The 21766-nt window shown below is 68.9% G+C and carries 20 protein-coding genes; 9 read left to right on the top strand and 11 right to left on the bottom strand.

Features of this window, described 5'->3' with window-relative positions; translation table 11 throughout:
• Positions 1–53 precede the first annotated feature (53 nt).
• The gene (locus tag ABGB18_RS33185; RefSeq protein ID WP_347699598.1) at positions 54–695 is read right to left on the bottom strand and encodes a TetR/AcrR family transcriptional regulator; all 642 of its coding nucleotides are present in this window, start codon (positions 693–695) and stop codon (positions 54–56) included.
• A gap of 40 nt (positions 696–735) precedes the next feature.
• Between ABGB18_RS33185 and ABGB18_RS33180 the strand changes: the two genes are divergently transcribed.
• From ABGB18_RS33180 to ABGB18_RS33170, 3 genes are all read left to right on the top strand, one after another.
• Positions 736–1605, top strand: a complete 870-nt coding sequence (locus ABGB18_RS33180; RefSeq protein WP_347699597.1) for an alpha/beta hydrolase — start codon at positions 736–738, stop codon at positions 1603–1605.
• A 544-nt stretch (positions 1606–2149) separates the two neighbouring features.
• Positions 2150–2386 carry a hypothetical protein gene (locus tag ABGB18_RS33175; RefSeq protein WP_347699596.1) on the top strand — a complete coding sequence of 79 codons (237 nt, stop codon included), beginning with the start codon at positions 2150–2152 and terminating at the stop codon, positions 2384–2386.
• 65 nt (positions 2387–2451) lie between these two features.
• Positions 2452–3558, top strand: coding sequence for an acyltransferase (locus tag ABGB18_RS33170; RefSeq protein WP_347699595.1), 1107 nt, complete (start codon positions 2452–2454; stop codon positions 3556–3558).
• An 87-nt stretch (positions 3559–3645) separates the two neighbouring features.
• On the opposite strand, the gene hemE is transcribed toward ABGB18_RS33170, so the two are convergent.
• The 7 genes from hemE to ABGB18_RS33135 form a co-directional block, all read right to left on the bottom strand.
• Positions 3646–4749, bottom strand: a complete 1104-nt coding sequence (hemE, locus tag ABGB18_RS33165) for a uroporphyrinogen decarboxylase (RefSeq protein ID WP_347699736.1) — start codon at positions 4747–4749, stop codon at positions 3646–3648.
• 384 nt (positions 4750–5133) lie between these two features.
• Positions 5134–5646: a hypothetical protein gene (locus ABGB18_RS33160; protein ID WP_347699594.1), complete on the bottom strand. Its 513-nt coding sequence runs from the start codon at positions 5644–5646 to the stop codon at positions 5134–5136.
• A complete protein-coding gene (locus ABGB18_RS33155) occupies positions 5643–6989 on the bottom strand; it encodes a molybdopterin-dependent oxidoreductase (protein WP_347699593.1) in 1347 nt (448 codons plus the stop codon). The genes ABGB18_RS33160 and ABGB18_RS33155 overlap by 4 nt, the downstream gene beginning before the upstream one ends.
• Before the next feature lie 491 nt (positions 6990–7480).
• Positions 7481–10027, bottom strand: a complete 2547-nt coding sequence (gene lanL / locus ABGB18_RS33150; RefSeq protein WP_347699735.1) for a class IV lanthionine synthetase LanL — start codon at positions 10025–10027, stop codon at positions 7481–7483.
• Between the two features lie 69 nt (positions 10028–10096).
• Entirely contained in the window at positions 10097–10246 is a 150-nt protein-coding gene (locus ABGB18_RS33145) for a hypothetical protein (protein WP_347699592.1), read from the bottom strand.
• 206 nt (positions 10247–10452) lie between these two features.
• On the bottom strand, positions 10453–10686 hold the full coding sequence (locus ABGB18_RS33140; RefSeq protein ID WP_347699591.1) for a LuxR C-terminal-related transcriptional regulator: 234 nt from the start codon (positions 10684–10686) through the stop codon (positions 10453–10455).
• 19 nt (positions 10687–10705) lie between these two features.
• On the bottom strand, positions 10706–11563 hold the full coding sequence (locus tag ABGB18_RS33135) for a hypothetical protein (protein ID WP_347699590.1): 858 nt from the start codon (positions 11561–11563) through the stop codon (positions 10706–10708).
• Between the two features lie 256 nt (positions 11564–11819).
• Here ABGB18_RS33135 and ABGB18_RS33130 point away from each other — a divergent pair, with 256 nt between their 5' ends.
• A complete protein-coding gene (locus ABGB18_RS33130; RefSeq protein WP_347699589.1) occupies positions 11820–12404 on the top strand; it encodes a hemerythrin domain-containing protein in 585 nt (194 codons plus the stop codon).
• A gap of 275 nt (positions 12405–12679) precedes the next feature.
• Here ABGB18_RS33130 and ABGB18_RS33125 read toward each other — a convergent pair whose 3' ends face one another.
• The gene (locus ABGB18_RS33125; RefSeq protein WP_347699588.1) at positions 12680–13303 is read right to left on the bottom strand and encodes a LysE family translocator; all 624 of its coding nucleotides are present in this window, start codon (positions 13301–13303) and stop codon (positions 12680–12682) included.
• A gap of 110 nt (positions 13304–13413) precedes the next feature.
• Here ABGB18_RS33125 and ABGB18_RS33120 point away from each other — a divergent pair, with 110 nt between their 5' ends.
• Both ABGB18_RS33120 and ABGB18_RS33115 read left to right on the top strand, forming a co-directional pair.
• Positions 13414–14463 carry a LysR family transcriptional regulator gene (locus tag ABGB18_RS33120; protein ID WP_347699587.1) on the top strand — a complete coding sequence of 350 codons (1050 nt, stop codon included), beginning with the start codon at positions 13414–13416 and terminating at the stop codon, positions 14461–14463.
• Positions 14464–14743: 280 nt separating this feature from the next.
• Complete coding sequence (locus ABGB18_RS33115; RefSeq protein ID WP_347699586.1) at positions 14744–17578, top strand: BTAD domain-containing putative transcriptional regulator; 2835 nt, start codon at positions 14744–14746, stop codon at positions 17576–17578.
• A gap of 251 nt (positions 17579–17829) precedes the next feature.
• Here the strand turns inward: ABGB18_RS33115 and ABGB18_RS33110 are convergent, their stop codons facing one another.
• Positions 17830–18507, bottom strand: a complete 678-nt coding sequence (locus ABGB18_RS33110) for a DUF6461 domain-containing protein (protein WP_347699585.1) — start codon at positions 18505–18507, stop codon at positions 17830–17832.
• Between the two features lie 222 nt (positions 18508–18729).
• On the opposite strand from ABGB18_RS33110, the gene ABGB18_RS33105 reads away from it, so the two are divergent.
• A complete protein-coding gene (locus ABGB18_RS33105) occupies positions 18730–19254 on the top strand; it encodes a hypothetical protein (RefSeq protein WP_347699584.1) in 525 nt (174 codons plus the stop codon).
• A gap of 265 nt (positions 19255–19519) precedes the next feature.
• On the opposite strand, the gene ABGB18_RS33100 is transcribed toward ABGB18_RS33105, so the two are convergent.
• A complete protein-coding gene (locus ABGB18_RS33100; RefSeq protein WP_347699583.1) occupies positions 19520–19828 on the bottom strand; it encodes a helix-turn-helix transcriptional regulator in 309 nt (102 codons plus the stop codon).
• A gap of 72 nt (positions 19829–19900) precedes the next feature.
• Here ABGB18_RS33100 and ABGB18_RS33095 point away from each other — a divergent pair, with 72 nt between their 5' ends.
• A complete protein-coding gene (locus ABGB18_RS33095; RefSeq protein WP_347699582.1) occupies positions 19901–20836 on the top strand; it encodes a hypothetical protein in 936 nt (311 codons plus the stop codon).
• A gap of 140 nt (positions 20837–20976) precedes the next feature.
• A partial coding sequence (locus tag ABGB18_RS33090; RefSeq protein ID WP_347699581.1) for a hypothetical protein occupies positions 20977–21766 on the top strand: 790 nt, incomplete at its 3' end.

The raw sequence follows: 21766 nt of genomic DNA, 5'->3' as shown, positions 1-21766 counted from the left end.
TGGCCGGGTTCGGTGCACTCGAGTGCTGGCACTGATTCCGGCGCCCGAACGAATCAGCCCTCACCTGCCCGCTCAAGGGCCGCGCGGAGCAACACGGCCATCGATCCGCCGGCGACCCGCAGCGGCTCCGGGTCGCGGGCAGCCCGGCAGAGAACGAACGCCCCCTCCAGAAGCATGATCATCGAGTAGGCGAGTGACCGCGCCGTCTTCTCGTCGGCCACCCAACGGCCGAACCACCGTGCGGCGGCGCCGACCCACTCGTCGAATACCTGTGCCGTCGCAACCCGTAGCACCTCGTTGCTGCCGGCCACATCCAACGCCACGGTCGCGATCGGGCACGCGTCCGCGTAGTCGGTGGCAGCAAGGTCGTCGGCGGCTGCGTCGAAAGCGTGCAGGACCGACTCCAGCGGGTCCGGGACGCTGTCCAGCAAGGCCAGCACCATCCGGCCGTACTCGGCTCCTGACGTGCGGATCGCCTCTTCGGCCAGTTGCTGCTTGCCACCGGGGAAGAAATGGTAGATCGAGCCGAAGGGCGCGTCCGCCTCCGTCGCGATCCGCTTCAGGCCGGTGCCCGAGTAGCCGTTGCGACGGAACAACACCGTGGCCGCATCCTGAATCCTGGCCCGCGTGTCCGACTGTCCCATAGCTTTTCGCCCCTTCCGCGCCGAGAGGGATTTGGGGTAATCCGTCCGCATTAGCTAGATTACATTAGAACGATCTATCAAATGGGGTGTCATGCCGAGGATCGAACTGTCGTGCGGACCGATCGACTACCAGGACACCGGCGGTGAAGGGCCGGTGCTGGTGTTCGGCCATGGCCTGCCGATGAACGAGACACAGTGGCGCAAGGTGGTGCCGCTGCTGAAGGGATATCGCTGCGTGCTGCCCACGCTGCCCCTCGGCGGTCATCGCCAGCCGATGGACCCCGGCGCGGACCTGTCGCAGCGTGGTGTCGCACTGCTCTTGGGCGAGTTCATCGAACGGCTCGCCATGGACGAAGTGACCCTCGTCCTCAACGACTGGGGCGGTGGCCAGTTCCTGGTGTCGGAAGGACGAGCCCAGCGGATCGCGCGCATGGTGCTGGTGGCCTGCGAGGCGTTCGACAACTTTCCCCCAGGACCGGCCAAGGCCCTGGCCGCAGTGTGCGGAATCCCCGGGGGCGTCTGGCTCCTGACGCGGCTCATGCGCATCCCCTCGTTCCGCAAAAGCCGCAACGGGTACGGCGGGATGAGCCTGCGTGGGATCCCGGACGAGATCATGGACGACTGGTTCGCTCCCGCAACCCGGAGCAGAGCCATTCGCAGGGACTTCGCCAAGTTCGCCACTTCGACGCCCAAACGTGAGACCTTGCTGGCCTGGAGCGAGCGACTGCGAGACTTCGACCGCCCGGTACTGGTCGTCTGGGCGGCCAAGGACAGATTGATGCCGCGTGAGCACGGCCCCCGACTGGCCGAACTGTACCCACAGGGCCGGCTGGTCGAGATCGCCGACTCCTCCACCCTCGTCCCTGAGGACCAGCCCGAACGACTCGCCGAAGCACTCACCGACTTCCTGATCCAGACCGGGGCCGAGCCGGCCCGCACCCGACCGGCGCCCCCGGGCTGACCGACCGCGAACGCGACATCCTCGTGCTGATCGCCCACGGCATGTCCAACACCGGAATCTCCCAGGCGCTGTTCGTGGGCTCGGTCCACGAGGCCGAGGACGCGCTCCAGGGGGCGTTCCCGCGCGCCTGACGTTCCTACGCGGGGCCCTCGTCGCCGGACCCGCAAACCCGCACGCCGGGCTGCGCCGCCGTACGGCCTTCACCTGTCGAAGTGTGCGCCTGGTGGCCTGGGGAAGCAGACTGGTTGGCTGCCTTTCGCCGCCACGGAACATGCGGCGCCCGGTGCCGCAGCTCGCCGACGCCCGCCTGGTTGGCCTTTTCCTGACAGGGAGGTGGACGATGCGTGCCTATGCGGTCCCGGCCTCCGATAACTGTTGCCCCCGACGCCCAGCTCGCCGACGTGGTGTTCGCCGACGACCGGGTGAAGGGCGACATGATCCTGTTCCAGCGCCGGTCGGCGGGCGGCCGGCGTCCGGTGACGGCCGGGCGGTTCGCGGCCGACGTTCGCAGCCTGGCGGCCGGTTTCCTCGCCGCCGGGATCCAGTGCTGGAGGACGCCGGCCCGGCCGAGCTTCGCGACGATCCGGATCTGCCGGCCACGCTGCGGACGGCCGTGGACGAGGCCAACACGGCGGTGAGCCGGGCTGAGTCGATCCGCAGGTTCCGGATCCTTCCGGTCGACCTGACCGACCAGAACGGATATCTGACCCCGACCCGGAAGGTGAGGCGTGCCTTGGTCCACAAGGACTTCGCTGCCGACATCGAGGAGCTGTACCGCTGAGCACCAGACGCCAAGACCGGCAGGCCCGCCGCGTCGCGGGCGAGCGATCGACGCTGGACCGGCTGGTGGCGGCCACGCCGGCGTCCCGCGACCGGGTGGTCGACGCCGCCCGAGCGCTGTGCATCGTGGTCGTCACCCTCTGGCACTGGACATTGTCGGTCACCCACCGCACCGCCGACGGCAGCCTGAGCATGCCCAACCCGATCCATGTCGTGCCCGGTGGATGGCTGGCCACCTGGGTGCTGCAGATCATGCCGGTGTTCTTTCTGGTCGGTGGGTACGCCAACCTGGTCGGCTGGCAGCGGGCTCAGGCGCGCGGGACGACCGCCGGCCAGTTCGTCCAGGATCGGCTGCGCCGGCTGCTCTGGCCGTCTGCCGTCTGGGCCCTGGTCTGGCTCGCCGGCGAGCTGATCGCGGCCGCCCTACCCGGCCCGCACCGATGGATGTGGGAGTGGTTCCCCGGCTACCTGACGCCGCTGTGGTTCCTCGGCGTGTACGGCCTGCTGATCATCGCAGTGCCGATCACCGCGAGCCTGAACGCCCGCTACGGAGCCAGGGTCCTGGTGGCGCTCGTGCTGCTGATCACCCTCGGCAGCGTGGCGCACCGCGGCGCCGGCCTGGCCTGGGCGGGCTGGGCGACCGCCGGCCTGGTGTGGCTGTTCTGCCACCAGCTCGGCTACGCCTGGCGCGGCTGGGAGCTGGGGCGGCGGCCACTGGCGCAGCGGCTGGCGATTGCCGGGGCCGGACTGGCCGGGCTGGCCGGGCTGACGGTGGGAGCGGGCTACCCCCTCTCGATGGTGGGCACCATCGGCGCCGAATCCAACATCTTCCCGACCAACGCCGCCATCGCCGCCCTGGCCGTCTTTCAACTCGGCCTGCTGGTCCTGGTCACGCCGGCCGCCGAGCGCCTGCTGCGCCGGCCGACTGCCTGGAAGCCGGTGGTGGCCCTCAACGTGGGCGCGTTGACCGTCTTTCTCTGGCACATGACCGCGTACCTGGTGGTGCTGTGGGCCTACGAAGGGCTGGGGGGCACCCTGCCGGCGGAGCCGACCGCCGGCTGGTGGTCCCAGCGCTGGCTATGGCTCCTGGCCCCATCGGCCGTGCTGGCCGTGCTGGCCGTCCCGTTCGCCCGAGTCGAGCTGGCCGCCCGCCGACCCCGGGCAGGTCGCTGAGCTCGGCACCCAACAAAAGACCGCGAGCCGGACAGAGATCACCGGCCCTCGTGCCCTTCGACGCGCACCGTAGCGCGTTCAGGCTCTCTACTGCGTCAAAGCCGCGGGCCAGGACCGTACCTGCTGAGCGAGAGCGGCCACATGCTCGGGGGGTGTGGTCTTGACGATTCCGTGTCCGAGATTGAACACGAACGGGCCGCCACCAAGCGCGTTCAGGATGCGGTCTGTTTCCGCGTGAAGTGCGGGCCCGCCCGCGACCAGGAGCTGGGGGTCGAGGTTGCCCTGCACGCACCGGCCGAGCTCGTGCTGCACCTTCTGCGCGGCCCACTCCAGAGGCACTGTCGAGTCGAGCCCGACGCAGTCCACGCCGGTCGCCTCGGCGAAGCCGTTGTAGGCAAGCCCCGCGCCGCGCGGAAAGGCGATGATGGGAACACTCGGATGCTTCGCCTTCAGCGCCGCGACGATGGCGGCGACCGGCGTGACGCACCAACGCTGGAACAGCGGGTCGGGGAGTATTCCGGCCCAGCTCTCGAAGAGTTGGATCGCTTCGGCACCCGCCTGAATCTGACGGTCCAGGAACTCGATGATGGCCGCTGTGAGCAGGTCGATCAGGGGTTGGAACCCCTCCGGATCGCTCAGCGCCCACTGCTTGACGATGGAGTGCTCTGAGCCGCCGCCGCGCCCTTCGACCATGTAAGTCGCGACCGTCCACGGCGCACCGGCATAGCCGATCAACGTGACGTCGTCAGGCAATGCGCGAGTGAGTTGTCTGACGGTCTCATAGATCGGGGCCAGTGCCTCGTGCAAGCGGGACGCGCTCACGAACTCGGTGATGTCCGAAGTCGAACGGATCGGGGGCGTGAGGACGGGGCCGTCACCGACTCGGTACTCCAGGGTCTGCCCCAACGCCGCCGCGATCTGGGGAAGATCCGCGAACAGGATCGCGGCGTCGAGCGTGAAGCGGCGGAGCGGTTGCAAGGTGACCTCGACCGCATGCTCGGGCGAATTGCACAGCCCCACCATCCCGCCCGCAGCCTCGCGGACGTCGTGGTATTCCGGCAGATAGCGTCCGGCCTGCCGCATGAGCCAGATCGGTGGTCGCTCGGTGCGCTCGCCCGCAAGCGCACGCAACAGCAGCTTCTTCGGTCGCGGCTCACCCGCCACGCGATCGACGTCCGACTCGTCCCGCATATTCACGCCCACGCTCTTCCGTCCTGCCCAGATACGCGAGCCCCAGCCAGCCCGATCAGCACACGCACCCGACAAGTTAAGGTGCGTTCGCAGTCTACCTACGCCCGCACCCAGAACGGTCAGCGAGACGATCGACAACTTCGACGGCCTCGCTCGCGCCGTCCGGACGCGCCGAGGCCGGCCCACCGTGACCTGTCTGTATCGGAGATCGAACGATTCGCCGAAAGGCAGTGAAAACCGAAGACGGGCGAGGTCGTTCGGGTCCGGCTGGGCCTGGCGGACAACCGTCGCCGTCCCGGCCGGCCCTCCACCACGGCTGCAGTCAAGGCCCTTTGAGGTCGCCGGGCTTTCATGCCGGCGCTGGTGTCCCTGATGGCGCGGCGCTCAACGGCCCACCCGCCCCGCAGCCAGGCTACGCAGCACGTAGAGCAATGCCGAGGCGGCGAAGAGCACCAGGGTGACCAGAATCCATCGAGTGAAATAGGGAATGGTGCTCAAGCCGACCGCCGCCCTGTAGTTGGGCTCGGCGCCGCGCAGGATGAGTGGAGACCACACCAGCAGCAGCAGGCCGGAGAACGCGGTCGGCACGCGCAGGTAGTTGATCGGAGCCGGCCGCCGCCTCGGCGGCCGGGGTCGACGCCGAGCCGCCGTACGACCACGGCGACGGGCACGGGCGGTGGAAGACCGGGCGGCGAAGTCGGCGGCGGAGTAAAGAGGGAACAGCACCAAATCGTGGAGGATGACGGCCCCCACGAACCACACCAGGAAGCCCGGCCAGATCCCCACTTCGACCACCCGGGTGGCGGCGTAACCGGCGACCAGAAAACAGAGAGCGAGGGCGAGCAGGTGCCACACGGGGGCGCCGTAGATCCTTACCCACCGGCTGCTGCCGTTCAAGACCGCTCCTGGGTGAAGTCGAGCTCGCGCACCCACTTCGTGTTGTGCACCCCGGGAGCGTTGGGGACGATGACCCGCGCCGGGTATCCGTGGTCGAGGGACAGGTCGGCGCCGTTGACCTGTAGCGCCAGCAGCGAGCGCGGGTCGGCGACCTGCGCGGCGCTGAGCGAGGCCTGCCCGAAATAGCCCCCGCGTTGCAGAGACCTGGCGGTGACGCCTGTCGAGCCGACCCGGATTCCGGCGAGGCGGGCGAGGTCGGCCAGCCGTACGCCGGTCCAGGTCTGGACGGTCGACCAGCCTTCCACGCACGCGATCGGCAGGGCGTAGGTGTGCAGCGGCATCGCCAGCAGGTCCTCGCGGGAGAGTTCGATCCGGTGCGGTCCGGTGAGTGCCAGCCGCCAGGACTCGCCGGTCATGGCCGGTGTGACGCCGAGGCTCGCCGCCGTCTTGTTGACCTGGAAATCGTTCGGCCCCGAGCCGTAGTGGCGCCCATGGGGAGCGAGTAGTGCGGTACGCCGCAACGGCCCGTCGATGCACTGGCCGACGGACAGGCCGAACATGATCAGCGAACCGCCACCGGCGAAGGCCAGCAGGCCGCGCCTGGACATCGTGGGGGGCGCCGGGTCGATGGCGACCAGGCCATCGCGGTCCGGCGGCTCCGGGCGGGTGTCCGCCACGGAGATACGCAGGTAGTCGCGCAGGCCGTACGTCCGCAGGGTGTCGATGACGCGGGGGAGCTTGATGACGACATGTACGACGAAGGCGGCCAGGAAGATCCATGCGCCATAAAAGTGCGCCGGGTAGAAGGAGAACGGGAAGACGTAGAAGAGCTGGACGTTGAGGATCCCGGTCACGAACTGGAATACCGCGCCGCCGACCAGGAGCAGCAGGCTGGCCCGCTCGACGGCCATTGCCACGGAGCGGACGGGCGGCCACGAGAACAGCTTGGGGATGACCGACCACAGCTTGGCCAGCAGTATCGGCACCAGTGTCAGCCCGCCGATGACGTGCGCGCCCTGGGTGACCCGGTACAACCAGACCGGATCCGTGGGCCAGTCGAACAGGTAGAAGCCCAGCAGGCCCCTGCCGGGGGTCGTGTCGTTGCCCGGCAGCCGAGGCTCGTAGGCCGCGTACGACACCAGCCCGGTGATCGCGACAACGGTGATCCCGACCAGCAGGATCAGCCCGAGCACCGAGGTCAGCCAGGGGCCGCGGAGCGGGCTGCGCCAGAACTCCGGCCGGAACGGCCCGGGCGGCCCGCTCCACCCCCTGAGGCTCGCGGCCAGGCGACCCTTCTTGCCGGGCTCGACCGCACGATCGCGCCCACGCGACGCATCCGGCACCGATCCCCCCGTAATCCAATGTCGGCTATTCGGTGTCCTTACCGGAAACGCTCTTTCCAAAGCAACGCCCGGGCACCTATTCGGCAATGTCCGGCTGCTCGCCCTGCGCGAACTTTGGAGAGACGGCTTTCCGCAGGTCCGTTTGGGAGCGGTCCGCCGGTGAAACCCAGATCTCACGCGCGAGTTTGACGCGCAACAAGTGCCTGGAGCCGGTCACGCGACCTTGCTTTCCCCGGCAACCTCGACCGGGCCGGGGCGGGTAAAAAGGCAATGCAGGCAAAAGGCGGCTCGTGGTGCGGCTGACCGGACGCCGGACGATGCGGGATCCGGCGGCGAGGATGGGGGCCCGAGGTCAAGGCGACCACCGGAGACGTGGCGCGCCTGTACGGCATGAGTCCGCAGCCTTCGACGCGGGCCGGATCAGGCGCAGGCGAATCCGCTGATCTCAACTCCGCACAGGCCCTCGCTGGGCGCGGATGCCGACGCCGTCCTCAGCCGACGGCCGGAAGGCAGGAGGCACCGCCGTAGGCCAGCCGGCGGAAGAACGCCAATATGCCGGTCAGTCCCTGTGCCCATGACAGCGAGCGGTGGAGAGGATCGCCGGGGTCGAAGAAGCGGGGGTGCGAGGGTGGGCCGGCGCTGCGCAGCAGAAGGTGGGCGGCCAGGTCTGATGCCGACTGCAGAAAACGCTCGGACCCTTCCAGCGCCGCCAGGTCCAGCAGATAGTCGCCGAGGCCGGCCGCGCCGCAGCATCGGCCGAGCTTGCTCAGTCGCGGGATCCGGGCGACGCAGACGTCGGCTGCCTGGCGGGCGAGGTCGGTCAGGGACGGGTCGCCCAGCACTGTGCCGGCGTGGAGCAGTGTCTTCCCGATCCCGGGCAGGCCGCGGCACCATGACACGGTCATCGGTTCCGCCGCAGGGTCCTGCGCTTCGAATATGAGGGTTCGGAAGCGTTCCGCGAGGCGGTGTACGTGGTCCGCCGCGGCTTGGCGCGCCCATTCCTCGCCGGTTTCCTCGGCGAGGCCGAGCAGTAGTTCGGCCACGCCGGCCAGGCCGTGCGCGCGGCCCGCGCTCTGATCGGCTTGACCCGGTGTGGTGTGGGAACCGAGTGGTTGTTCCGCTGAGACCGCCCGTGCGCAGCGTCGCGCCACCTCGAGGTCGGCGGGGTCACCGCTGAGGCGATAGAAGTACAGGTGGCCCAGGCCGATGCCGGCGTTGCCGTCGAGCAGGTCAGGCTTCTCAAGCTCGCCCTGCGGCGGTGGCAGGCTCCGGCCTGACCAGTTCGTCAGGCTGATGCCGCGTGCGACCGCTTCTTGGAGGAACATGTCGGTCCCTGTCACACCGGTGAACAGGCCAGGTTGAGGCCTGACCTTTGCCGTGGTGCGCATTGTGAAGGCCGCCAGCTCGCGTACCCTCTGCTCGGCGCCGGTCCGGTGCGGATGACGCAGCAGTTCCAGGCCGATGCCCGCGCTGCCGCTGTAGATGCTGGCGTCGTGGCCGGCCTGCGTGTCACCCGCGGTCTCCAGTACGCGGCCGACCGACTCGAGCAGATCGCCCAGCAGGTTGTCCGTCACCTCGGCGGCCAGCTCCGCGGTGACCGCGGGTAGCGGCGTCGATGAAAGGCGCGCCGGCCGGCGGTCGTTCCCCGCGGCGAGCCCCTGTAAGGCGGTGCGGGCCTGCTGGTCGTCACCGAGCAGGTCCACGATGGCGGCCATGGTTCCCGATGGTGACCCACCGAAGTACCGGGAAACCATCTGCAGTGCGCGCGTCAGCGGCAGCTCCGGATCGTCGCCCAGGGCGACCGGGTGCAGGCCGGTGGCCGCGAACAGCAAAGTCATGCCGAGCGTGTGCATGTCGTCGGTGTCCTGCGGCGGCTCGTCGCGTACCTGCCGCGCGGGTGCGTAGCCAGGAGTCATCCCAGGCAGGTGTAACCCGTCGTGGGCGGCGAGACCGAAGTCGATGACACTGACGCCGTCACTGATCACGACGTTCGCGGGGGTCAGATCCCGCATGACGACACCGCGTTCGTGTACCGCGAGGAGGATGCGTGCCAGCTCGGCCGCCAACCGGTCGAGGTCGCGAGCCCCGGTGCCGGGGCCGGTGCAGTAGGGACCGTTCTGCCGCACGTCGTTGGCCAGGGTCAGGGGGCCGCAGTCGCTGGTGACCAGAAACTCGTCGTCGCCGTACCTGAAGTGGTCGATGAACCGTGGCACACCGGCCACTCCGTCCAGGGCCTGCAGGACGCGACGCTCGTTGCGCAGCCGCAGCCGGCTGTCGTTCCCCTCGCCATACTCGGCGACGAAGGCGCGCGCCTGCTTGACGACCACGTGGCGGCCGGTCCGCTCGTCGATCGCGCGGTAGACGTTGCCCTGGGCGGCCTCGCGGAGGCCGACCACGACTCGGTAGCGTCCGCCGAGCACGATGTCGCCATGGCCGTGATCAGGTTCCGGGCCGGCATCGGGTTGCGGCCGTACATCGACGAAGGGGTCCTCGACCCATGACGGTTGCCGGTAGCTGAGCCCGGCGAGAGTGTCGAACTCCTCGCCGGCGGGCCCGTCCAACCGTGTCAGCATGCGTCCCCGTGCGTCATCACTCCGCCTGATCGCGAGCGGTCCGTACCGGTAGTACACCGGAGCCGTCTCCAGCACTCTGCGGTCGCTGAGGACTCGCGGGCCTTCGTGGCCGCGGAGCGTCTCGGCGAGCCGCAGTCCGATCTCACGGACACGTTGCTGGTCCGGATAGACGGTGAACGCCTTGCCGACGCTGGTCGGGGCGGTATGGCCGTCGTTCAGCTCGCGGAGAACCTGCTGTGAGCGGGCGAGTTTGAACATGCAGCCTTCGGCTACCAGGAGTGGCAGCAGTCTTTCCACCAGCTCGGGAAAGCTCGATGTGCGAGAGGATATGTGCAGCTTCCATCCGTGGTCCGGCAGCACGGCTCCGTCTGGCCTGACGAGCAGCCAGACGGAGCCGCCCGCTACCGTGTGGTCGGCTCTGACGCATTGCCTGACGGCTTGTTCCACCCAGTCCGGGGAACCCATCTCATCCATGTCGTGCCCCCCGTCCGGGTGAGTTCGAGTACGTCTACGCCGCGCCGACCTCAGCGATCATCAGGAGGGGCAGCCGCCTGAAACTCCGGGGTTCGAATACGGGCACTCGGCCCGATCGACCTGGCTCTCCCACCGCTGCTCGAACTCGACGACCGGCTCCACCACGCCGGTCCCGGCCACTCTCGGTTCCATCTCCAGAAGTGCGGACATGTCGCATCCCTTCTTTAATATCGGATGACCGATATTAAAGAAATACAATCCCCCTTGAAGAATTGTCAAGAATGTTGTCCGATCCCCGCCAAGTGGTGCGGCGGTCAGGGCCGAAGCTCCCGGCGGCAAGGCTCGGACAGCCTTGATGCCTAAGCGTAAACACTCATTTCCGACACATTTCGATTCCAACGGTCGCGCAGCGTGATTCATCTCGCCGTGTGTACGAGTACGACCTGTCCCGCTCGAAAACCGGTTTCGTCCTGTGAGCTGGTATTTCGCTGCGCGATCGGGGCGGCGGCTGCGACCCCAGGCGGCGATGCCCACGCGGTTGCGCGCACACCGAGCTTGCGCTGGACGTTGGCCACGTGGATCTCGGCGGTGCCGACCGAGATGAACAGCTCGGCGCCGATCTCGGGGCTGGACTTGCCTGAACGTTCCATTGGCTGCCTCGGTGGAGGGTCAGCGGTTGTAGGCCAGGCTGCGGACAGGGTGCTCACCCTCGGTCTGCAGCCGGTACTCCTGCCCGGACTTGGCCCGGTTGTCGGCGATGACCCGCTCGGACGGGGCCTTCTCGCCACCCATGATCGCCTCTTGCATCTTCTCGAACCGCTCGTGGGCCTCCTGCACGTAGCCCGTGCCCAGGGTGGTGTAGTCGATCTGGGTGGCGATCAGTTCGCGCACGTAGGCCTTGTTCGGCTCGAAGGTCACCGGGGCGGGCAGCTCCGGGGCGCACACCTGCTCGGGGTCACGGCCGTCGTGCCGCTTGAACAGCTCCGCGGCCAGCCGCAGGTGCTCCAGCTCCATGTTCAGGTGCAGCTCCCAGACGCTCTTCACCTTGGGGTCGGACTCGGTCTCCATGAACGAGTGGTACAGGTAGCACTCGTTGTACTCGTGGTTGAGCAGCATCTCCCACCAGCTCTCACCGGGATCCACCAGGGACTCGTAGTGGGTGACGTGCTCTTCCTCCACCAGGCCGATCTCCTGGTAGAGCTGACGCGCGATCGGCTCCATGTACATGGGGCCGACGTTCATATAGAAGTTCATGGTCTGCTGCTCGGCGGCCATGATGGTCAACGCGTGCAGCTTCGAGATCGGGGCGGCGGAGCTCCTGTCATAGGGCTCGCGCACGTTGTCGATCGGGTTGCGGTGATGCAGGTACGTCGCCCGCCCCGGCATCACCTCGGTCAGCGCGTCGACGATCTTCTCGGCCTTACGACGCTCGATCATCTCGTACAGGTTGGCGTACCGGTAGAGGTGGTCGAAGTCCTCCAGCACCCCGAACTGGTAGGCCTGCTGCAGGTAGGGGTCCGGCTCCATGCGCGCCAGTTACGCAGTTGCCTGTCCAGCGGGATGCCGCGTTCCCGCAGTGGGTTGAAGGTCATGTGCCGGCGCTCCTTCGCGCTGATCTCGTACGTGCCGCTCGGCCTGTCCTCTCAGGGGCTTCCCCGGGCAGATCCCTGCGGCCCCCCACTCGATAACCAGCATTCGGTAATGACCGTGGCAGCCTTCGGGCTGCCGGGCGTGCCACCTCTTCCGCCGGGTAGCGGCGGGCCGAACGAGAAGGAGGACCGCCATGGCTGACAAGGGCACGAGGCCGGAGACGATGGAGGAGACGGACGTCATCGACCTGCTGATAGCCCAGCACGGGATGATCCGGGATCTGTTCGACGAGGTCGAGCAAGCGCCGGCCGACCGATGCGGAGAGGCATTCACTCGGTTGGTGCGGCTACTGGCGGTGCACGAGACCGCCGAGGAAGAGATCGTGCACCCCTACGCGCGCCGGAAGATCGACGGTGGGGACGCCGTCATCGATGACCGGCTGGCGGAGGAGAATCAGGCCAAGCGGCTACTGTCGGAGATGGACCAGGCGGGCCCGAACGCGGCCGACTTCTTCGAGAAACTCGCCGTCCTGCGTGCCGCGGTGGAGGCCCACGCTCGCAACGAGGAGCGGTACGAGTTCGCCCAATTGCGCGCTCACACCAGCGAGGCGGAACGCCGGACCCTGGCCGTGGGCATCAAGGCCGCCGAGGCTCTGGCCCCCACGCATCCACACCCGGGCACGGAGTCGGCCATGAAGAACGTCCTGGTGGGCACGCCGGTCGCGATGATGGAGCGGGTTCGTGACGTCATCCGCCAGGTGATGGGCAAGAAGCCCTGACAGTTCGCGCTCCGCGGCCTCGTCACCCAACGGCGTTCAGGTGACGGATGCGTCAGAGGTGGGACAAGGTGCCGATGCCCCGTGCTGTTTCCCGTCACGGTCACCCGCAGTACGTCTGCTGTCACTGGGGTGGAACAGGCACGGGTTTTGCGGCGAGCGCTTCGGTCCGCGGCTCGTTGCCGGCTTGCCGTTCATGACGTGTCAGTAAGGGTTGCCCCAGGAGGCCCTGAATGGCGCTGATCAGCACGCCACCCCGCCGAGCGGCAAGCCGGCCCTCAGACACCTGCTGCCACCGCGGCGCCCAGCCCCAGCAGGACGACGCCGGTGGTCACGCGGAGTCCCCGCAGGACGGTCGGCCGCGACACCAGGACGCGCCCTCGGCCGACGGCCCAGGTGAGCAACATGTACCAGGAGGCGCTGACGAGCGCCCACAGGGCTCCCAGGGCGACGGTCGACAGGAACACCGGGCCTTCCGCGGTCACGAACTGGGGCAGCACCGAGACGGCGAACACGCCTGCCTTGGGGTTGCCGAGGTTGGTGATCAGGCCGGTGAGATATCCGCCCGCGAAGCCGGTGCGGCGCCCGCCCTCGTGGGTCGGGCGGGTGGAGACGGTGGTGAGCGCGGTCCGCAGCGTGTTCACCCCGAGGATCATCAGCACGATGCCGCCCGCGACCCGGAGCACCGTGTACGCGGTGGGGCTGGCCAGCAGGGCGGCGGACAACCCGGCCGCGGCGGCCGTGGACCACAGGAGGAAGCCGGTGGCGTTGCCCGCGAGCGTGCCCCGGAGCGTACGTTGGCCGCCTTCCAGAACCTGCCGGATCATCAGGGCTTGACTCGCGCCTGGCAGCATCGCCAGCAGCAAGGTGGTGGCGATGAAAACGGGCACATGCGTGGGCATGAGAAAAGAACCCCTTCCGGGGATCGCGGCCGATGGGTGTCCCACCAGGCTTCCTGTCTCGCGCCCCTAAAAAAAGTTAAAAAAGCAGGGTGCAGCGTTAGGATTAGTGAATGCTGGTGGATCCGGGGCAGCTACGGCTTCTCGCGTTGATCGAGCGGCACGGCTCCCTGACGGCGGCGGCTCACGCACTCCAACTCACGCCCGCGGCGGTCACCCAGCAGGTGGCCAAGGCCGAGCGCGACTGGCAGGTGCCCCTGGTCATCCGTGGTCCTCGCGGAGCAACGCTCACCGCGGCCGGTGCGCTGCTCGCCTCCCACGGTCGAACTGTGGAGGAGGCATCGGACAGGGCCGAGGCGGAACTGGCCGCACTGCTCGGCCACCTCTCGCTCCGTCTGCGGATCGGGACGTTCCAGGCGGCCGCCCTGCACCTGCTGCCACCGGCCCTGACGGCGCTGCGCCACCGCCATCCGGACGCCGACGTCTCCGTCATAGACGTGGTGTCCGGACGCGGAGCGGACGAGATCAGCGCGGGGCGCCTGGACCTCGCCATCGTCGCGTCCTGGGGCACACCGCTCGCGCTGCCCCCACACCTACGGGCCCACTCGCTCCTGTTGGACCCGATGGTCGTGGTTCTCCCCGATGACCATCCACTGGCCACCGGGCAGCCCGCGGACACCGAACTCCACCTGGAACAACTGCGCGACGAATCGTGGGTTTCCATCCTGGCCGGCCATGCCGCCCGCGAACAGTTCAACGACGCCGCCCGCGAGGCCGGCTTCACTCCCACCGCGCGGTTCGAGACCGAGTCCTACGACGTCGCCCAGGCCCTCGTCGGCACAGGCATCGCTGTGGCCCTGGTCTCGCGCCTGGCCCTGACCCATGCGCCTGGCACCACCCATCGCGAACTGGCCCACCCCAGGCCCTACCGCCGGCTCTACGCAGTGACCAAAGCCGACGCCGGCCTCACACCACTCGCAGACATGCTCATCGACCTCCTACGTGATGTCGCCCGCGACATCACCGCCACCTGGGAGGCTCCCCCGCATGAAAACCAACGCTCATCGACTCACCGCACGGAGCCTGAAGCCCCCGGTTCTGAATCGACACCGCCTGGTCCAGAGCGGCCGGCCCCGGCTCCGGCCGACCTTCCCCAGGCATAGACTCTGAGTCAAGAGGTGTGGTCTCCCCGTCATTGACGTCGCCCAGAGGTCGGAGGCAGGCTGTCACGCGACCGGCCGCGTCGACTGCCGACCTCGTGCGTTTCTCATTGGCGGGTTTGAGGGAGTGGCGGCCGGTCCGTGCCATCATTGTTTTCTCGGGGAGCACAGCCGCTTTGGGAAGCCGACGCCTCGATTCGGGTGACGCGACACCACGCGTCGTCGTCAGCGTTCTCCTCGCCCACCGCTGCCTCCGCACCATCGCGAGCGTTAAGGGACGATCGTGACCGAGGCACTGGGCAGAGCGGAGTTCCGACTGCTTGGGTCTGTCGGGGTGTGGGCGGGAGACGAACTGATCGGACCGTCCACGGCTCAGCAGCGTTCGGTGCTGGCGACGTTGCTGTTGAATCTCGGCGGTGTGGTCTCGCTGGACCGGCTGGCCGAGGCGGTGTGGGGGCAGCAGCAGCCGCCGGCGTCGGCGCGCAACGCCGTTCAAGGCTACGTGTCGAGGGTGCGGCGCGTCCTCGCCGTCATACCGGACACTGAGCTGGCCACGTCATCCCCGGGCTACCGCCTGGACCTCGATCCGATGCGGGTGGATCTATACCGGTTCCGTGACCTGGTCCGTCGAGCCGGATCGAGCGGTCCGGAAGAGGCCCGTGGGCTGCTCCGGCAGGCACTGGGTCTGTGGCGCGGGACGCCGCTGGCGGATGTGGCGGGCGATTGGCTGCAGGGCATGTTCGAAGCGGGGTTGCGGGACGAGCGGCTTACCGCGCTGGAGCAGCGCATCGCGGCCGACCTGCGCTGCGGCCGTCACCGCGAACCGTTGGCTGAGCTGCCGCAGTTGCTGAACGAGCATCCGCTGCGGGAACGGCTGGTGTATCTGACGATGACGGCGCTCTACCAGAACGGCAGGCGCGCCGCCGCACTTGAGGTCTTCCGCGACGCCCGGGCCAGGCTGGTCGAGGAGCTCGGCATCGAACCGGATGTCGAGCTGCAGAATCTTCACCTGCAGATCCTCGACGCGGACTCCGCCGGGGCGCAGTGGGCGTACGGGAGTCCGGCGGTTCCCGCCGAGTTGCCGGCCGACGTGGCGACCTTCACCGGACGTTCGGCCGAGGTGGCCCGCCTGACCGGCCTGCTCGGCGCGGATGGGCGGGCCCGGGTGGGGATCTGCCAAATCAGCGGGACCGGCGGGATCGGCAAGTCCGCCCTGGCCATCCACGTGGCCCACGCCGTCGCCGATCGTTTCCCCGACGGGCACCTGTACGTGAACCTGCAGGGCGCCACGCCCGAGGTCGACCCGGTCACGCCGCTGGCGGCGCTCGGCCGGTTCCTGCGCTCGCTCGGCATGGCTGACTCGGCCGTGCCCGCGAACGTGGAGGAGGCCGCGGGCCGCTTCCGTTCCCTGACCGACGGCAAAAGGCTGCTCATCGTGCTGGACAACGCCCGGGACGCGGCGCAGGTGCGGCCGCTGCTGCCGGGCAGCCCCACCTGCGCGGTGCTGGTTACCAGCCGCAGGATGCTCACCTCGTTCGAGGACGCGGTCCGGGTCCCGCTCGATGTGCTCACCGACGAGGAAGGACTGGCGCTGCTGAGTGGCGTGGCCGGCGCCGGCCGGATCGCCGCCGAACCCGCCGCGGCCGCCGAGGTGGTCCGGCTTTGCGGGAGCCTGCCACTGGCGCTGTGCCTGGCCGGGGCCCGGCTGAGCGCCCGGCCGAGCTGGCCGGTGTCGACGTTGGCGCGCCGGCTGACCACCGCGCGGCGACGCCTCGACGAGTTGCGAACCGACGACCGCGCGGTACGCGCGAGCTTCCGGGGCAGCTACCACGATCTGCTGACCCGCCCACAGGGTGTGGCGGCGGCACGGATGTTCCGGTTACTGGGCCTGATCGACGGCCAGGACCTCGGCCTTCCCGTGGCCGCCGCGCTGGCAGACCTCCCCGACGTACAGGCCCGGGATCTGCTCGACCACCTGGTCGACGCGCAACTGGTGGACAACCACTCGCCGGACAGGTACCGCCTGCACGACCTGCTCCGGCTGTTCGCCCGCGAGCAGGCGCACGAGGAGGAGACCACAACGGCGCAGCAGCAAGCCGTGGAGCGGGTCCTGCACTGCTATCTCGCGACCGCGCGTTTGGCAGTCGGCATGGTGAAGGGCAGCGGCTCCTGGCGCACCGCCGTCGGCCCGCGCACGCTCACTCACCCGGGGGTGACGCTGGAGACGAGCGAGGACCTGCATGCGTGGATCGACGCCGAAGAGGACAATGTGCTGGCCGTCGTCGGCCAGGCCGCGCACACCCCCGCCGCCGACCTCGCGGTCGCGCTCGCCATGAGCTTCGCCGTCTCCCTGTACGAGCGGGGCCACTGGCTCAAGCAACTCGCGCTCTGCGAGCTCGCTTTGCGGGCCGCCGAGCACAGCGGGGACATCCTTCTCCAGGCCCACATGTACGGTGACCTCGGATGGACACAGATCTGCACAGGTTGGACGGCCGAGGGAATCGTCCATCTCCACCGATCGCTCACCGCGTATCAAGAGTGCGGCCACCCGCTCCGCGAGGCGGCCCTGCTGGATCAGATAGGCATCGCCTATCGCGCCTCGGGCCACTTCGACAAGGCCATCGAATATCACCTGCGGGCTCTGCGCACCGAACGCGGGGCGGGAGACGACGGCCCCTGGCGTGAAGCGGTGATTCTCACGCACCTCGGTCTGGCATACCAGCGCGCGGGGCGCTTCGACGAGGCCATCGATCTGCACACGCGGGCGATGACGATCTTCCAGGAATTCGGGGTGACCATCGACGGCGTGTGCGTTCGGATACACCTCGGCGAGGCGTACCGGCTGGCGGGGAAGCCGGAGGAGGCCGTGTCGCACTACCGGCAGGCGCTGGGTCTCTACCAGGCCGACGGCCATCTGGCCGACTATCGGGAGGCGGAGATCTCCTGGGGGCTCGGCCTCGCGCTCCACGACCTCGGCGAGTTGGACGAGGCACGGCGATTCCGGCGACGATCGGCCGCCATCCTGCACCGCCTCGGACTGGTCACCGGCGAGGAAAAGCACGCCATGGAAACCTCCGCGGAACCCGACACACCGAAAGTGATCCAACGACAGCTCTAACCGAGGCGCCCGTTCGTGCACGCCGCCATCCAGGGTTCTACCGGGAGTCCCTGGCTCATGACAGCCCTGGCTCGGCAGGACCCTCGGCGAGGTCGATAGCGGGCTGAGTGCCCGTTTCGCGGAGTGATCGTCGCGGTGGGGTGTTCACGAATAGGGCTAGCCTGGGGCGCAAGAGGGGTTGAGAAGATCGCTTCCCGAGAAGAGGATGATCGCTTCCCGCGTACGGACGCCGGGCGTTGACCGTGCAGGGGTCAGCGGGTCACGTCAGGTATGCGGACTGTCACGTAAGGATGTGACTGCTCCAGCCACTCTCTGGTCAGCCGCGCTCCAGTGGTGCGGTCGATGACTGCCAGGCAGGTGGCCCTCCAGTCGTAGTCGGCGCGGTCATCGAGGTCGTCCTCGTCCTCTTCCTCGTCGGGGTCATCGGATGCGGGCGCGGCGAAGAAGTCCGTTATCGCCTGCAGTTCGGGCCATTGAGCCAGGCCGGCGTGGTGTTCCTGTCGGCCGGGGAAGAGCGCGTCGATCGCCAGGACGGGCTCGCCTCCGGCTGCGAAGCTCAGCAGATTGTTGGAGTTGACGTTCCACCAGGTGCTGTAGACGCGCGCGCCCTCGCTGAGCCGCCGGAGTACGTTGGGGCTTGCCCCGATGTAGTCCCACTCGAACAGAACGGTGGTCGAGCCGAACCCGCCGACGAACAGGGGGTAGGCGTCGTGTTCGGGCGGCCCGATGGCGTCGAGTGTCGCCGGCTCGTGCAGCCGATAGGGCGTGTTCCCGGCGAGCCGGGCGGCGACCTGGTCCAACGTGAGGGCTCGCCCATCGTCGGGCACCACCGCCGTCCAGCACATGCCTATGCCGAGCCACCGCGTGCTGTTCATCAGTTTCCGATAGTGCTCGCGCAGGTCGGCGGCCGGCGGGCGTCCGGTGTTCAAGCGGGGGCCCCTTTGCTCGGCGGGAACGGATGGTGGAGATCATCCCAGAAGTGCGACGGAAACGGCCAGACGCTCTGCGCCTGGAGCTTTCTGCTGACTCGGCGGGTTCAGCAAGGGGATCTTGCAATCTTGGGGGTCAGCAATGCCATTGCCGCCTACAGTGTGGAGTTGCAGCCATGCGCTGAGTGATGGCGATGGCCTGGGACTGCCGCGAGGGAGGCGATGGTGACGTCGCTGCTGACGAAGCTGGAGCGGGCCGAGGAGTCCGCACGGCAGCAATGGGCTGAGCTGTCCGGGCAGATGGAAGAGCTGCAGGAGCGGCTGGCCGTGGCGGAGCGTCGCCTGGAGCGGCTGTCGATCGCGCGTGAGGAACTGACCGCGCTGGAGGCGGACGACGAGCCGGCGGAGGCGGGGCGCGGCGAAGCCGCCCATGACGATCGTCCTGGCGCGGGCCACAGCGATCCGGGGGTTGCCGGACATGGGGAGGTTCCCCCGGAGCGTCCGGTGCTGCGGGGGTTGCGCAAGGACGCGGTGGTGTTGCTGGCCGGCTCCGACCAGCCGTTGCGGGCGCGGGATGTGGTGCGGGCGCTGGGTCAGCAGGATGTCCGCGGCCAGGTGGAGGGGATGCGCGCGCGGCTCAAGCGGCTGGTGGACGATGGCTGGCTGGCCGAGCGGGAGCAGGGCCTGTTCACGATCGCGGCCGGGGTGAACGGGTTCGCCGGCGAGGGGAGCTCCGCCACGAGCTGAGCACGATGACCGGCCTGCCGGCCGGATCGAAAAAGTGGTGCCGCCGAGTTCCAGCTCGACGGCACCGGGTTGCTTGAGCGCCCAACAGACCTAACTCTTTGAAGGCTCGCGCCTTCTGAGCGTAACGCGATAGGTGATCGCTTGGAGGCTGTCGAGCCAAATGACGGCTGCTCCTGCCCGGATGTCCGGATTGTCGGGGCGGCGGAGAGAAGGCTCGACCATGCCGTCGAAGTCATCACGACGTCCTGCTCCGGGCTCGGCGTCGTCATCGGGGCGCCGGGGCGCCCTGCGGCCACAGCCGGAGGCCGAGCGCGGTCTCCAGCAGCGCGATGGTGGCCACGTCCGGCCACGATCTCCCGGCCAGCAGGTCGGCGATGGATTGGCGGTTGACGCCGGAGGCGGCGGCCAGGCCGCGCAGGCTCAGGCGACGTTCGTCCAGGACGCCGGCCAGGGCGGCGGCGATCTGCTGGACGACGGCCGCGGCGGGATAAGCGGCGAGGTCCGCGTGGGGCCAGGCCTGCGGGTCCTCGGCCAACTCCCGGGGGGCGGCCGAGCGCGCGCGTCCTCCGACCATGACAAATCGCTCCTTTCGGTGGATGTCGTCGCCCTGCGTAACGGCTGCTTGTCCTGCCGCTATGGATGGGGTGTGACCCTCGACCCCGCGACCTCGGCGAAGATCACCAGCTACCGACCGCAGGACGCACCGCCGGAGTGGGACCACATCTGCGGGCATGTCCGCATGATGGTCGCCGCCAGCGCCGACCGCTCCCCCTACCGCGTCGAGCGGCTGCTCACCGCGACCACCCGCCTGGCCCTGTGGTGTCACCGCTCCGGCCTGCCGGATGACCCGGAAGTGTGGCTGCGGCACGAGACGATCGACGCGTTCGTCCTGACCGGCTGCACCGACCTGGCCCCGAGTTCGGCGCAGACCTACCGCAGCTGGCTGCGGCACATGCGCGCCACGCTGGCCTGGCTGGAACGCGGAGAGCAGGCGCCGCCGCCGATGAAGGCCCCCAAGACGGTCAGCCCGCCCTACGCGCCGGCCCAGCTCGGCCGCCTGCGCGGCTGGGCCGAACGCCTGCCCGGCCAGGCAAGAGGCGACGCGCTGGCGTTGATGGCGCTCGCCTTCGGCTGCGGTCTGACCTCTGGGGAGGTGGCCGCCGTCCGGACCGGGCATCTGCGCCGCTTGGACTGCGGCGCGGTCGTGGTCGCCGTCCCCGACGCCGAGCGGTTGATCGTCTGCCGCGCCGCCTGGGAGGACGTCCTGGCCCGCGCCGCCGACCAGCCGGGCGACCGGTTCGTGTTCCGGCCCAGGCGCGCCGCCCGGCACGCCAAGAACCTGTTCAGCTCCTGGACGGCCCGCCACCAGCCCACCGGCGGCCTGCCCGCCCTGTCGGTGCGCCGGCTGCGCTCCACCTGGATCGTCGAACTGCTGAGCGCCCGCATCGACCTGGGCGTGGTGGCCGCCGCGGCCGGGATGAGCACCTCCGCGCTGGCCCGCTACCAACACTTCGTCCCCGCCCTGGACGAGTCCACCGCGGTCGCGCTGCTGCGCGGCCGGACCGACGAACAGGCCCGTTGAGTACGGCGAAGCCACGCGCCTGGCCGCCACGCACCCCTCGAGCCCGAGCCACCCGACCCCGGCCACCTGCCAAGCAGACCGCACAGATCCCCGACGCCGTCACCAGCCACTACGCTCGGCTGCTGGACGACTCCGGCATCATGGCCCTGATCGACGACGAGCTCGGCCCACGCCCCGGACCGGCGGGAGTGCCCATCCGGGCGGTACTCGTCTGCCTGATGATCTCGATCCACCACAACGGCAAAGCCACCCTGGCCGAAGCCTGGCGGCTGGCCGCCTTCTGCCTGTCCCCGACCGCTCGTGAGCAGCTGGGCCTGGACGCCGACCGGCCACCTGCGGGCGATCCGCACGCCTGCCTGGCCGACAACCGGCGTTTCTACCGCGCCTTCGACCGGCTCACCACCCTGCTCGATCCAGCCCGGCACGACCGCCGCACCCGCCTGCCCCAGCACGAGGCCGACCTGCTCGCCACCGCCTGGGAAGACGACGATCCCGACCACACCCGCAAGCGCAACCTGCTGCAAGAGGTCGTCACCGCCCTCGTGCTCACCCCGGTCCGCTGGGGCAAAGGCCGCGGCTACCTGGCAGAATTCCGCGGTGACGTCGGCATCGACACCACCGCCGCCCCGGTCTTCGCCCGCCCACCCCGAGCGCGCCGCTCCACCGGAGAACTGTTCGCCTCCACCGAGATCATGGACCGCCCCGGGAATCTTGGAGGCTACGATTCCTGCGAACTTGCGAATGACATAGCAGATTCCTGCGCCTTAAAGAAGGCGCCTTCGTACTCCTTCGGCGGAATATTGCCACAGAACGAGTGGAGCCTCGTCTCGTTGTACCAGGCAACCCATTCCATGGTTTCAAGCATCACGTCGGTGACACCCTGCCAGCCGCCGCGAAAGTCGATGAGCTCTTTCTTGTACAGACTGTTCA

Source organism: Nonomuraea sp. B12E4, assembly GCF_039871825.1.
Taxonomy (GTDB): domain Bacteria; phylum Actinomycetota; class Actinomycetes; order Streptosporangiales; family Streptosporangiaceae; genus Nonomuraea.
Note: the sequence above shows the minus strand (reverse complement) of the source record. Positions and strands in the feature narration are given on the sequence as shown.